We start from the raw sequence: 13,811 nt of genomic DNA, 5'->3' as shown, positions 1-13,811 counted from the left end.
ATAAAAGGAAATTAAAGAATTAAATGAGCAACATTTTTTCAAATCTTAAAGGCGATAAGGTTATCTGGGCTACGGCCGGGCTGTTGGCAATATTTTCATTTTTGCCGGTTTACAGTTCCAGTAGTAATCTTGCGTATTTATATGGAGATGGCAGCACTTTCCAGTATGTGGTGGTGCATTTCTTCCATTTGCTTTTAGGTTTTTGTTTGCTCTTTGCTGTACATAAAATTCCCTATCATTATTTCCGGGGGCTTTCCATCTTATTTTTGCCGGTTGTAATTGTGTTGTTAATTTATACGGTTGCCCAGGGAACAATGATAGACGGTGCTTATGCGAGTAGATGGATCCAAATTCCGGGCTTAGGGGTTTCGTTTCAGTCATCTACGTTGGCATCGGTAGTTTTAATGATTTATGTGGCGCGTTACCTCTCTAAAAAAACCAATGAGAATCTCACTTTTAAAGAGTCAATTTTACCGCTTTGGTTGCCTGTAGGAGTGGTATTATCCTTAATTTTGCCGGCCAATTTCTCCACAACTGCCATCGTTTTTTCTATGGTGCTGGTGTTGATGTTTTTAGGAGGATATCCAATAAAATACCTTGGAATTATTGTAGCGGCAGGTTTGATTTTGTTGACTATGTTTATTCTTACGGCTAAAGCTTTTCCGGGGCTTTTACCAAATAGGGTAGATACATGGGCAAGCCGAATTGAAAGTTTTTCTAACGATGAAGATACCGAAGCCGATTACCAGATTGAAAAAGCAAAAATTGCCATAGCCACTGGCGGAGTTGCAGGGACAGGAATTGGTAAAAGTGTGCAAAGAAATTTTTTACCTCAATCTTCTTCAGATTTTATCTACGCGATAATTGTTGAAGAAATGGGCTTAATAGGTGCCTTCGGAGTAATGTTGGCGTATTTGCTATTGCTTTTCCGGATTGTGATCGTAGCTACCAAGGCTAATACGATTTTTGGAAAACTACTGGTTATGGGAGTTGGTTTACCAATAATTTTCCAGGCATTGATAAATATGGGAGTTGCGGTAGAGTTATTTCCGGTTACAGGACAAACTTTGCCTTTAATAAGTAGCGGGGGAACTTCCATTTGGATGACCTGTATGGCACTTGGAATTATTTTAAGTGTAAGCGCCAAACGTGAGGAAATGAAAGAACGGGAAGAAGCTGAAAAGGAACTGGATAATGAAAATCCACTAGATATTTTAAGCGAAGCTATATAACCAGCATGATGCTGGACGAAAGAAATTGCGAAAGATATAAATGTAATTAAGTTCCAAAAATAGGGATGGAAATTTAAAAAAATGAAAAAGGATTTACGTGTAATATTATCTGGAGGCGGCACAGGCGGGCATATTTACCCGGCCATTGCTATTGCCCACGAGATAAAAACACGTTATCCTGAAGCCGAAATATTGTTTGTTGGTGCCAGTGACAGGATGGAAATGGAGAAAGTACCACAAGCCGGTTACAAAATAGAAGGTCTTTGGATTAGTGGAATTCAGCGAAAGTTAACGATGAGCAATCTAATGTTTCCGTTTAAGCTGTTAAGCAGTTTGGCGAAATCCAGAAGAATAATTAGGGAATTTAAACCAGATGTGGTGATTGGAACGGGCGGCTTTGCTAGCGGGCCATTACTAAAAGTGGCAAACTCGAATGGCATTCCAACTCTTATTCAAGAGCAGAATTCTTTTCCAGGAATAACCAATAAACTTTTGGCAAAACAGGCCGATAAGATTTGTGCCGCTTATGAAGAGGTTAAAAGATTTTTTCCTGCTGAAAAAACTGTAATTACCGGTAACCCGGTTAGACAGGATTTATTGAAAATTGACGAAAACAGGGAAAAAGCTCTTGCACATTTTGGTCTTGAAAAAGACAAAAAAGTAGTGCTGGTTTTAGGTGGGAGCCTTGGCGCAAGAAGAATAAATCAATTGGTGGAAGCCAATTTAGAAAGATTTAAAGAAGAAAATATTCAGCTTATCTGGCAAACCGGGAAGCTGTATTTCGAAGAATATAAAAAGTACAATTCAGGTTTGGTGCAAACGCATTTATTTCTGAATGAAATGAATTTGGCTTATGGCGCTGCAGATGTTATTATTTCAAGAGCTGGAGCGGGCACGGTTTCAGAATTAAGTATTGTGGGAAAACCGGTGCTTTTTGTTCCGTCCCCAAATGTAGCTGAAGACCACCAGGCCAAGAATGCAATGGCGGTAGTAAAGAAAAATGCCGCGATGATGTTGAAGGAAAATGAACTGGATGAAAAATTTGAGACCGAGTTTTTCGCATTAATGGCTTCCGAAGAGAAGCAAGAAGAACTGGGAGAAAATATTAAAAAACTGGCTTTGCCAAATGCAACCGCAAGGATTGTAGACGAAGTAGAGAAATTGATTAAGAAGTAAGCAAATCAGATTCTGAAATAATCCCGAAAGATTGGGACAGAATGACGTGAGATTAAAATATAAATGCAGGATTTAAACCACATACGAAACATTTATTTTATCGGTATTGGCGGTATTGGGATGAGTGCGTTGGCGCGTTACTTTAAATTCTTGGGAAAAAATGTGGCCGGTTACGATAAAACTTCAACTTCACTTACCAGAACGCTGGAAGCTGAAGATATTGTTGTGGTTTATGATGAAAAAATGAAGTTGGTACCAGCTGAATTTACAGATAAAGAAAATACGCTGGTTGTCTACACACCCGCGGTTCCTGCCGGTCACGAACAACTGGTTTACTTTAAGAATAATGATTTCAACCTAAAGAAAAGAGCCTCTGTGCTCGGATTAATTTCTAAAGGAAAAACCACTTTAGCGGTAGCTGGAACTCACGGTAAAACTACCACTACGGCAATTTTAGGGCATTTGCTTAAAGAAACCAATGCGAAAGTAACCGGATTCTTAGGTGGAATTAGTGAAGATATTCAAAGCAATTTAATCCTAAAAGGTGACGAAGTTATTGTAGTTGAAGCCGATGAATTTGATCGCTCATTTCTTCATCTTTCACCAAATATTGCAGCGGTAACCTCTATGGATGCCGATCATTTAGATATTTATGGCAAAAAAGAAGAGCTGGAAGATACCTTTAGGCAATTCGCAAAGCTAGTTCCTCAAAATGGAACTTTATTGGTGAAAAATGGCTTGCCGCTGGATGGAATTACTTTTGGAATAGAAGACAATGCCGATTATTCGGCTCAAAATATAAAGATCGAAAATGGAACGTATCATTTTGATCTAAAAACTCCTAACGGAGTTATTGAAGATTTTAAGTTTAATCTACCCGGCAAACACAATTTGCTAAATGCTATAACCGCCCTGGCGATGGCTATCCAATATGGATCCCCAATCCCCAGGCTATCCAGGGCGTTATATAGTTTTAAAGGTGTTAAACGTAGATTTTCTTATAAAATTAAGTCAGATAAGTTGGTGCTTATAGACGATTATGCACACCATCCGGCAGAGATCGCTGCGGTGAACCAGGCCATAAGGGAAATGCATCCCGGGAAGAAGGTTTTGGCAGTTTTTCAGCCGCATTTGTTCAGCAGAACGAAAGATTTTGTTGATGATTTTGCTGAAAGTCTGTCTTTATTTGATGAGTTGATGTTGCTGGATATTTATCCGGCGCGAGAATTGCCAATTGAAGGTGTTACTTCAGGCTGGCTACTGGAAAAAGTAAATAATAATTCAAAGAAATTAATTCAAAAAGAAAATATTATTGAAGAAGTAAAAAGATCAAATCCGGAAGTGGTGGTGCTAATGGGCGCAGGCAGTATTGGGGAAGAAGTGGAATCTATAAAAAATGGATTGCAGGATGAAGCTTAAGCTAAACTACATAAAACTGCCCGTTTTACTCCTTTTAGTGGGATTTCTGTTCGGTTTTGCAGAAAAACGGAATAATTCCCGAAAAGTGAGTGAGGTAAAAGTGCAATTTGTAACGGGTGAAAACCTGTATGTTACTGAGGAAGCGGTTAATAAGTTGTTGATACAAAATGATGTGGCCGCGGCGGGCATAGACAAAGAAATTTTAGATTTGAATAGGGTAGAGAGCCTGTTGAATAATCACGATATGATAGAAAATGCTGAAGCTTTTTTAAGTCTGGATGGGAAACTCCAAACTAAAATAAGTCAGCGTAAACCCATTGGTAGAATAGTGGGGAATTCTTCTTTTTATTTAGACAGGAATGGGCAGGTAATGCCGCTTTCCCCATACTATGCTGCACGGGTACCACTGCTTATGGGAGTAGACTCCAGCAACGTAATTACAGCATATCCGCTGGTAGATTATATTCAGAAAGATGAATTTTTAACCCGACATATCACCGGTGTTAAACGTTTGCCCGGAGATAAATTTGAACTGGAAATGAGAAAATTAGACTTTAAGGTGTATTTCGGCAAAGCCAATGATATAGCCTTAAAGTTCAATAATTTTAAAGCATTTTATAAAAAAGCTTTACAAGACGAGAAATTAGAGACCTACAAAAAAGTGAATTTACAATTTGGAGATCAGGTTGTTTGCACTAAAAAGTAAATTATGGAACACAACGAGATAGCCGTAGGATTAGATATTGGTACCACAAAAATTGTGGCCATGATTGGACGTAAGAACGAATATGGAAAGGTAGAGATCGTAGGTATTGGGAAATCCAAAAGCCTTGGTGTTCACCGCGGGGTGGTAAATAATATTACCCAAACTATTCAGTCTATACAGCAGGCTATTCAGGAAGCTGAGGCAGATTCAGGATTAAAAATTAGTGATGTAGTGGTTGGTATTGCCGGCCAGCATATAAGAAGCCTTCAACATAGCGATTATATTACCAGGCCAAACCCCGAAGAGGTGATTGATGCCGATGATATACATAGCCTTTGCAACCAGGTTCACAAATTGGTGATGTTGCCTGGTGAAGAGATTATTCACGTTTTACCTCAGGAATTCAAGGTAGACGGCCAGGCAGAGATCAAGGAACCTATTGGAATGTATGGCGGGAGGTTAGAAGCTAATTTTCACGTAGTGGTTGGCCAGGTTTCTTCCATTAGAAACATTGGAAGATGTGTGAAAAGCGCCGGATTAGAACTTTCGGCAGTGACTTTAGAACCATTGGCTTCAGCTAATGCCGTATTGAGTCAGGAAGAAAAAGAAGCAGGGGTGGCACTTATAGATATAGGTGGTGGTACTACCGATTTAGCCATTTTTAAAGATGGAATAATTAGACATACCGCCGTAATTCCTTTTGGGGGAAATGTAATTACCGAAGACATTAAAGAAGGATGTTCAATTATAGAAAAACAGGCAGAATTGCTTAAGATTAAGTTTGGATCTGCCTGGCCTGGAGAAAATAAAGACAATGAGATTGTTTCCATTCCCGGTTTACGCGGAAGGGAACCTAAGGAAATCACCTTAAAAAACCTTTCAAAAATTATCCACGCTCGTGTAGTTGAAATTATTGAGCAGGTTTACCTGGAAATTAAAAACTACGGGCACGAAGAACAAAAGAAGAAGTTAATTGCCGGAATGGTCTTAACAGGTGGTGGAGCACAGTTGAAGCATATTAAACAACTTGCCGAATATATTACCGGGATGGATACCAGAATTGGATATCCTAACGAGCACCTTGCAGGAAATAACGATACCGAAACTACCAGCCCGGTTTATGCCACAGCGGTAGGATTGGTAATGAATAGCCTGGAACACGGTGAAAAGAAGTTTCAGGAAGAAGTTGTGCTAAAAAGCAAAGAAGAAAGAGAAAGAGAAGAAGAGGAGTTGCAGAAAGATTTTGAGCAAAATCCACCGGAAGGTGAAGATTTGAGGCAGGATCCCGAAGCTTCAAAAAGACCGCCCAAAAAGAGCATTTTTGATAAATGGGCAGAGAAGTTTAAAGATTTTTTAGATAACGCAGAGTAAATACCTCGAGGTAATCCTACGAGGAATAGAAGTAAAAAGTAAAAACATTTCAACGTAAGCGTTGAAGCATATTAAATCTCACTTAGTGAGTAAAAGAGAGAACCAGTAAAACAGAATTTATGAGCAGTACAGAATTCGACAACATTGCATTCGATTTGCCAAAGAATCAATCGAACGTCATTAAGGTTATTGGTGTAGGTGGTGGAGGCAGCAATGCTATAAACCACATGTTCCAGTTAGGAATTAAAGGAGTAGATTTCGTGGTTTGCAATACCGATGCACAAGCCCTTGATAATAGTCCCGTTCCTAACAAAATACAATTAGGTGTAAGCCTAACCGAAGGATTAGGAGCCGGTGCTAACCCGTTAATTGGGGAGCAGGCAGCCGTAGAAAGTTTTGATGAAATTAAACAAATGCTTGATGTAAATACCAAGATGGTATTTATCACCGCAGGTATGGGAGGTGGTACCGGTACAGGGGCAGCCCCTGTTATTGCGAAACAGGCAAAAGATATGGATATCCTTACCGTTGGGATCGTGACCATTCCTTTTCAGTTTGAAGGGAAAATGAGGAACGAGCAAGCCCAACTTGGGGTAGAAAAACTTAGAAGTCACGTAGATTCCTTAATCGTGATCAATAATAATAAACTTCGGGAAGTTTATGGGAACCTTGGTTTTAAAGCCGGTTTCTCTAAAGCCGATGAGGTTTTAGCTACCGCTTCAAGGGGTATTGCTGAAGTAATTACCCATCACTACACGCAAAATATTGACCTTAGGGATGCTAAGACGGTATTAAGTAACAGTGGAACAGCAATTATGGGATCGGCCCAGGCCACTGGTGCAACCAGGGCTCAGGATGCTATAAGTAAAGCATTGGATTCTCCTTTATTAAACGATAATAAGATTACCGGTGCCCAAAACGTATTACTGCTAATTGTTTCGGGTGGCGAGGAAATTACTATTGATGAGATTGGAGAAATCAATGACCATATCCAGGCAGAAGCCGGGCACAGCGCCAATATTATTATGGGTGTTGGTGAAGATGAAGCTTTAGATGATGCAATTTCAGTAACAATTATCGCTACGGGGTTTAACGTAGAGCAACAAAACGAAATTGTAAATACCGAAACCAAAAAGATTATCCACACGCTGGAGGATGATCAAAAAGCTGAACAAAAATTAGATCCTAAGAAAAGAGGTTTTTATCCAAAACACAATCAACAGGTTGAAGAACCAAAACAGGAAGAAGAATCAAATACACCGGAGCCTGATAATACCATTGTACACACATTGGACGATAGTGTAGAAGAAGTAGACGAGGTCGGGAATATTCAGGTAAAGGAAGACGAGCTTTACAAAACGCCAAAATCAGCGCGGGATATGGAAGTTTCTTATGAAGAAATAAATCCTGATGATTTTATCATTAATGATACTTCAGAAGAAATTAAATCTATGGAAGTGAATGAGCCTGAAGAGGTTCAAAATGATAATGAAGAGCAAATAATGTTCACTTTCGATTTTCCTATAAATCAGGAGAAAAGAGAGGAACCAAAAAAGGAACAAGCAAAACGGGAAGATCCTAAAGCTCAAACTAAACAGCCAAAACCAGAGCAAAAGGAAATTAGACATCAGCTTGAAGAAGATGAGTCTAAGAATATTGAAGTGAACGAACCGGTAGAAATCGTACCGGTAACCGAGAGTTCTACTCGTGGAGTGAAACGTTACAGCCTGGACGATTATATGGAATTTGAGCAATCTTTAGACAGGTCTAAACCACAAACTAAGAAGAAAGAGGAGCCAAAGGATGAAACCATTGCTTTTGAAAAGAAAACGGTAAAACCCGAACCTCAAACTCCTGAAAAGAAACAGGAAGAAAATGAAGGCGAAGAAGACCCGTTTAATAATCCTATTTCTGAAGTTTTAATTGAGCGTGCTGCCGAGCGTAGGGCGAAAATGAAAGAATTTAATTACAAGTTTAGAAGTAATGCCGCCCAAATTGATGAAATTGAAAAACAACCTGCTTACAAAAGACAGGGCGTAGACCTGGATAAAAATCAACCGGGAGAAGGAAAATTATCGCGCACTACCTTAGGGAAAGACGATAATGATGATCTTCATTTTAGAAGAAACAATTCTTTTTTACACGATAATGTAGACTAACACCAATCTTTTTTATATTACTGTTCATAAAAAAAGGTGCCTCGCAATGGGCACCTTTTTTGATTTTATAAAACCTCTTATTTAAGTTTTTTTCTCGGCTTCAATATCTTCGGTATCCTTTCTTCTTTTAATGAGAGAAATTCCTGAAATAAAGAAAATAAAACCAATAATGGCCAGCGCCCAGGGGCTTAACATAAGAGCAATACTTCCAAAAATTCCCAGAATTCCCATTACCAGTGCAATAGCACCGCCAACAGTTAAGATAATTCCTAAGACTTTAATCATAACTAAAATGTTTTGGTTAGGAGATTAAAGGTAACCAAATGTTTGAAAATCAAAGCGCGATTAACATTTCTTAAAGAAACGAGCTTAATGGTTAAGGTTTAGAAATCCACTTTTCTATTTCTAAAATTGCATCGGCTTCATCGCCCCAGCCTTTAATTTCTAAAACCTGGGATTTATCGTGATAAGTAAACCAGCTTTCCAGGATCTTAATTACTTCAGGATAATTTGAACTGAAGGTTTTATAATTTTCAACATTAATAATTTGATCTTTTATTTGGGCCGGAATAGCAATAACTTTATAATCAAATTCATTTTCGTCTATTAGCTTGAGCACCGCAATAGGGATAATTTCTATAATACTACCCGTTTTTTGACTTTCGCCAAGTACCAACACGTCTACCGCATCACCATCACCTCCTTTCCTGGGATCAGAAAATGTTGAAGGAATAAACCCATAATTCCCTGGGTAAGGCAGAAAGTTTATAATACGATCTTTACCATCTCTTTGGTCTACCAAAAATTTCTTTTGGGTTTTATGGTATTCAATCTTTTTATTGGTTCCCGCCGGGATTTCAATTACTGCCTGGTAATTTCCATTACTGGTTTTGGTTGGTAATTTCCCCAAATCTTTTGAGGTTTTACAGGCTGAAAAAATTAGAAATAATCCTAAATAAATACCGAAGCGAAAAATTTTCATTTTCTAAATTTTAGTCCCAGTAAATCATAAAATACTTGATCCTGGCCTCGTCTGGAATTTGTGACGCCCTAATTTTGGAATCGGTATCATACCTTAAATCTGAAGGTAGTTCCTTTTTGTCTATAGTGATATAAGCGTTTATCTCATCTAAAAAAACCACTGCCGCGTTAAGGGTATTTTCAATTCTGGAAATATTATAATCTTTCATAATATCTTTAAATGTACTCGCCGTACTTAAGCCGCTTTTGGTTTCATACCTTGGGTCAAGAACTCTTATGTAGCCAATAGTGCTGGTAGAATCAAATTCCTGCAGTGGTTCTAAGATCATTAAGGGTTTGCCTCCTTTTTCAAAAACTTTAATCTCACTGGTAGCCCGAAATTCTTCGGCGCCACTTTTTTGTTTAACAAGAGAATCTTCAGAAAACAGGGAATCTAACTGATTAATTTTAATATCCCGGTTTACTGGCCCCACCTGGTTAGCGGTAATTAAAAAAGGATTGTCTTCATCTTTTTGGCAGGAGGTTAAACCTAAAGTTAAACCAAGAATAAGTAGCAAAGATTTTTTCATTTTTTAGATTGAATATTGATGATATTTATTTTAATAATTTGTTGAGTACGCCCATAACGCCTCTAATAAATGTTGCGCTGGTAAGCACTTTAATTACTGCTCCCTGGGTTTTGCCAGAGGTTTTACGGGAAGTTTTACTACTGGCTTTTTCCCGTTCTAAAGCTTCAGCTTCAGCCTTTTCTTTGGCTTCTTTAACTTCAGCTTCTTCTATTTTTTTATTTAGAAGTTCGTATGCACTCTCACGATCTATTTCCTCGTTATATTTTGGACGTAATTTAGATTGAAAAATAAGTTCTTCCAGTTCAGTATCAGTTAAAATATCCATCCTGCTCATTGGTGCTCTTAACATGGTGGCAGCAAGGGCAGAAGGTCTTCCTTTCTCGTCTAATGCCGAAACCAGCGCCTCACCAATACCTAACGAGGTAAGCTGGTTTTTGGTATCGTAATATTCAGAAATTGGATAATTTTCAGCCGATAATTTTATCGCTTTTCGGTCTTTGGCGGTAAATGCTCTTAATGCATGCTGAATTTTTAAACCCAGTTGGCCCAATACTTGGGAAGGTACATCGGTGGGGTTTTGAGTGACAAAGTAAAGCCCTACGCCTTTAGACCTAATTAACTTTACAATACTTTCAATTTGATCCAGCAACGCGCCTGAAGCTTCTTTAAAAATAAGATGGGCTTCATCAATAAATAAAACCAGTTTTGGCTTGTCGCTGTCGCCTTCTTCGGGGAAAGTGGTGTAGATCTCTGCGAGTAAACTCAACATAAATGTTGAAAATAACTTCGGCCTATCCTGAATATCGGTAAGTCGCATGATATTTACATAACCGTGGCCATTTTCGTCTTTCCTGGTAAGATCGGTTACGTTAAAAGAACGTTCCCCGAAAAAGCGTTCGGCTCCCTGCTGTTCAAGGGCTACAATTTTTCTAAGAATAGCACCGGTGGATGCGCTTGAAATTCTTCCGTATTCGTTTTCTATATTTTCGCGACCTTCATTAGTAACATACTGAAGCATTTTTTTAAGATCCTTCAGGTCTAATAATGGTAAGTGATGATCGTCGCAGTATTTAAAAATGATAGCGAGAATTCCTTCCTGGGTTGGGGTAACATCTAAAATTCGAGATAAAAGAATAGGACCAAATTCACTGACCGTGGCCCTTAAACGAACACCATCCTGTTCTGAAATTGTAAGAAATTCAACGGGTGATTTTGAAGCTTCAAACGGAAAACCTATTTTTTTATGTCTTTCATGTAAAAATTCTTCTCCGGCTGATGGTTTGGCGATCCCACTAAGGTCTCCCTTTACATCCATCAATAAAACCGGGACACCCTTTTGCGAAAGGTTTTCAGCAAGAATTTGCAATGTTTTAGATTTTCCTGTTCCTGTTGCTCCGGCGATTAATCCGTGGCGGTTCATGGTTTTTAGCGGGATTTTAACCGCCGCATCGGCGAAAGTTTCACCATCTAGCATTGCCGCACCTAAATGAATAAAATCTCCTTTTGGTTGGTAGGCATTGCGAATATGATCTACAAATTCTTGTTTTTTATCCACGTTTCAAATTTCCTTAAAAATAAGAATTGTTGCGAATAATTGCCGGTTTTCAGTCAATTTACTTTTAAATCTCAGGTTATTTTACGGGGTTTTCTAAAAGTTCTATACTTCCGTTTGTAGCGTTTATCTTCGCTTTCAATCCGTTAGGAACGGTAATGTTATCGTCTATATGGCCAATCATCGCTCCAGAAAAAGCAGGAATATGTAAAGGTTTTATGTAATGATCCATAACTTCTTCCATAGTTAGAGAACCATAACCTGAGCCGCCGGGATTGCAGCTGGTGCATTTTCCAAAGACAAATCCGCTTATTTTATCCAGAACTCCTCCCAATTGTAACTGGCTCATCATCCTGTCTACAGCATAAATTTGTTCGCCAACATCTTCTAAATATAAAATATTGTTTTTCCAATTTGTAGGAAAATATTCCGATCCCATAATTCCGGTAAGAACCGAAAGATTTCCGCCTATAAGTCGGCCGGTGGCTTCGCCGGGTTGAATAGTTCTAATACGGTTTTTAGTTTGAGCCAGGTTATCACCTTTATCTTTAGGATTTGTAAAAGTGATTTTTTCCTTATCGAATAACAAACGTTTAAAATGAACAAAACTAAAAGAATTCCAGGTAGAAACCGCCAATGGTCCATGATAAGTAACGAGTCCGGTTTTTTCGAAAATCGCCAGGTGTAAGGCCGTAATATCGCTGTAGCCAATAAAAATTTTTGGATTGTTTTTTATCAATTCATAATCTAATTTATCCAGGATTCTCGCCGCGCCAGATCCTCCACGAAGGGCCATTACGGCCTGAATATTTTCGTCGCGAAACATGTTATTGAGTTCTTCGGCCCGTTCTTCATCGGTTCCTGCCAGGTGGCCATAGCTACTTTTTACGAATTTGCCGAATTTCACTTTTAAGCCCATAGCTTCCAAACTTTCTTTAGCAATTTCGTAGGGTTCGGTTTCAAAAATAGCGCTAGACGGACTTACAACGCCAACCGTATCTCCTTCTTTTAATCCCTGCGGAATTATCACCGAATTATTTGAAAGCTTAATTTTATCAATTTCAGTAAAATTAGCCAGCGGAAAAGCTAAGCTCCCAATTCCTATATTTTGAATGAATTTTCTACGTTGCATGTATGAAGATTTTGAAGAATTAAAGTTAGTAATTATCACGAATCTGCAGCAATACCTTTTCCATTTCAGCCTTTAAAACTGAAGTAGGAACCGTGTAATTGCTATTCATAAAGCTAAAAATTAGTAGTTTTCCGCTTTTGGTTTTTAGGTATCCGCTAAGGCTGTGATTATTTTTTAAAGTTCCGGTTTTTGCAAAAACATAAGGCTCATCGGCTTTGTAATAATTTTTGATAGTTCCCGAATGTCCGCCGGTGGGCAGCATATCTAATAATTCTTCTTCCGGTACTTCGGCTTTAATTTTCGTTAGTAATTTCACAATGCTTCGAGGAGTAAAAAGGTTATAGCGTGAAAGTCCGGAGCCATCGTACCACATAGGTTCATCTGGAAGATCTTTTAGATGATTTTCCTTCATAAAATTTATAGCGATATCAGATTTAAGAGTATCAGATAATTTTCCTGCCGCCATTATTAAAATCTGTTCTGCAATAAAATTATCACTTACTTTCAGCATTTCTTTATACACACTATCGCTGGGAATACTGTAGCGTGTTTTTTGAAGTTTTTGATTTATTTCTGAATTCTGAACCAGGCTAACCGGTTTTTGTAGCGTATCACTTAGAAGTTTCAGGAGAATTTCTGAAGAATATTTAAAGGGTACAGATTGAGAAAAATCTGATTCCTTTTCCTGATTATTGAACTGGAAATTATTCTTAACAATATCACGTCTAAGCCGGGCTGAAACCAGGCTGTCTTTAGAACTAACCAGTGAATCTTTAAAAATTGTAGGGGAAACCAAGGGGAACTCCTTATTTTTTTTAAACTTGAATCCTACCATATTGCCATAAATGGGAAAAGCAGTACGCTCTGCCGAATAGTAGGCGTTATAATCGTCCCAGGCCCAACCAGGTCCCTGGTGCTTTTCGGTATATGTTGGTGCCACATAGGCCAAATGATTTTCGTTTTTCTTCAAAAATTGAAAAACTGAGGAATTTGGTAAATTTTCATTTAAAAATGATGGGTCTCCAGTAGCTTTAAAATAAAGCGTGTCGTTTTCAATAGAATATTTAAGTGCAGGAATAGAATCTCCCAGAATTTTTAGACCTGCATAAAATGTAAATAATTTGGTGTTGGAGGCCGGGGTGAAATATTTACCGGCATTATGGCTATAAATAGTTTTATTTTCTTCTGGATCTACGAGCATAAATCCTACAAATCCCTGTTCAAAAACCGGAGATTGGGTAAAAATCTTATCTAAAGGCTTGCTTATTTTGCGTGTGGTGGAACATGAGGAAATCGAGATAGTAATTAGGAGGAAAATTACAATTTTCAAGGATAATTTTAAAGTGGGGTAGATTTTCACAATTATAAAATTTTAAACAGGTTTACATATTTTTAAAAAATTAGCACAAAGTTAATTTAATTACCAAGAAGTTAATAAAAGTTTAATTTTTAAGTCAACAAATTTGCCCAGTTCTGGCGCTTTTCGGTATATTTAATTTATAATTCAGAAAACT

12 protein-coding genes are annotated in these 13,811 nt (G+C 38.2%); 6 read left to right on the top strand and 6 right to left on the bottom strand.

The window, feature by feature from the left end; genetic code table 11:
• Positions 1-23: 23 nt before the first annotated feature.
• The 6 genes from B4F31_RS06680 (at position 24) to ftsZ (ending at position 8,063) form a co-directional block, all read left to right on the top strand.
• Positions 24-1,232 (top strand): FtsW/RodA/SpoVE family cell cycle protein, encoded by a 1,209-nt coding sequence (locus B4F31_RS06680; RefSeq protein ID WP_075324904.1) that lies wholly within the window; start codon positions 24-26, stop codon positions 1,230-1,232.
• An 81-nt stretch (positions 1,233-1,313) separates the two neighbouring features.
• Entirely contained in the window at positions 1,314-2,408 is a 1,095-nt protein-coding gene (gene murG / locus B4F31_RS06675) for an undecaprenyldiphospho-muramoylpentapeptide beta-N-acetylglucosaminyltransferase (protein WP_075324903.1), read from the top strand.
• 63 nt (positions 2,409-2,471) lie between these two features.
• Entirely contained in the window at positions 2,472-3,827 is a 1,356-nt protein-coding gene (gene murC / locus B4F31_RS06670; RefSeq protein WP_075324902.1) for a UDP-N-acetylmuramate--L-alanine ligase, read from the top strand.
• The gene (locus tag B4F31_RS06665; protein ID WP_075324901.1) at positions 3,817-4,533 is read left to right on the top strand and encodes a cell division protein FtsQ/DivIB; all 717 of its coding nucleotides are present in this window, start codon (positions 3,817-3,819) and stop codon (positions 4,531-4,533) included. Before murC ends, B4F31_RS06665 begins: the two co-directional genes overlap by 11 nt.
• Before the next feature lie 3 nt (positions 4,534-4,536).
• Positions 4,537-5,904 (top strand): cell division protein FtsA, encoded by a 1,368-nt coding sequence (gene ftsA, locus B4F31_RS06660; protein ID WP_075324900.1) that lies wholly within the window; start codon positions 4,537-4,539, stop codon positions 5,902-5,904.
• A gap of 119 nt (positions 5,905-6,023) precedes the next feature.
• Positions 6,024-8,063 carry a cell division protein FtsZ gene (ftsZ, locus tag B4F31_RS06655; RefSeq protein WP_286760953.1) on the top strand — a complete coding sequence of 680 codons (2,040 nt, stop codon included), beginning with the start codon at positions 6,024-6,026 and terminating at the stop codon, positions 8,061-8,063.
• A gap of 81 nt (positions 8,064-8,144) precedes the next feature.
• Here ftsZ and B4F31_RS06650 read toward each other — a convergent pair whose 3' ends face one another.
• The 6 genes from B4F31_RS06650 to dacB all read right to left on the bottom strand — a co-directional run bounded on the left by B4F31_RS06650 (position 8,145) and on the right by dacB (position 13,657).
• Complete coding sequence (locus B4F31_RS06650; protein WP_075324898.1) at positions 8,145-8,348, bottom strand: hypothetical protein; 204 nt, start codon at positions 8,346-8,348, stop codon at positions 8,145-8,147.
• 91 nt (positions 8,349-8,439) lie between these two features.
• A complete protein-coding gene (locus B4F31_RS06645) occupies positions 8,440-9,045 on the bottom strand; it encodes an inorganic diphosphatase (protein WP_286760952.1) in 606 nt (201 codons plus the stop codon).
• Between the two features lie 10 nt (positions 9,046-9,055).
• The gene (locus tag B4F31_RS06640; protein WP_075324896.1) at positions 9,056-9,613 is read right to left on the bottom strand and encodes a hypothetical protein; all 558 of its coding nucleotides are present in this window, start codon (positions 9,611-9,613) and stop codon (positions 9,056-9,058) included.
• A gap of 25 nt (positions 9,614-9,638) precedes the next feature.
• On the bottom strand, positions 9,639-11,168 hold the full coding sequence (locus tag B4F31_RS06635; RefSeq protein ID WP_286760951.1) for a helicase HerA-like domain-containing protein: 1,530 nt from the start codon (positions 11,166-11,168) through the stop codon (positions 9,639-9,641).
• A 76-nt stretch (positions 11,169-11,244) separates the two neighbouring features.
• Entirely contained in the window at positions 11,245-12,297 is a 1,053-nt protein-coding gene (locus B4F31_RS06630; protein ID WP_075324894.1) for a S66 peptidase family protein, read from the bottom strand.
• Between the two features lie 25 nt (positions 12,298-12,322).
• On the bottom strand, positions 12,323-13,657 hold the full coding sequence (gene dacB / locus B4F31_RS06625; protein ID WP_286760950.1) for a D-alanyl-D-alanine carboxypeptidase/D-alanyl-D-alanine endopeptidase: 1,335 nt from the start codon (positions 13,655-13,657) through the stop codon (positions 12,323-12,325).
• Positions 13,658-13,811: the final 154 nt, after the last annotated feature.

This window comes from Salegentibacter sp. UBA1130 (genome assembly GCF_002311535.1).
GTDB lineage: Bacteria > Bacteroidota > Bacteroidia > Flavobacteriales > Flavobacteriaceae > Salegentibacter > Salegentibacter agarivorans.
Note: the sequence above shows the minus strand (reverse complement) of the source record. Positions and strands in the feature narration are given on the sequence as shown.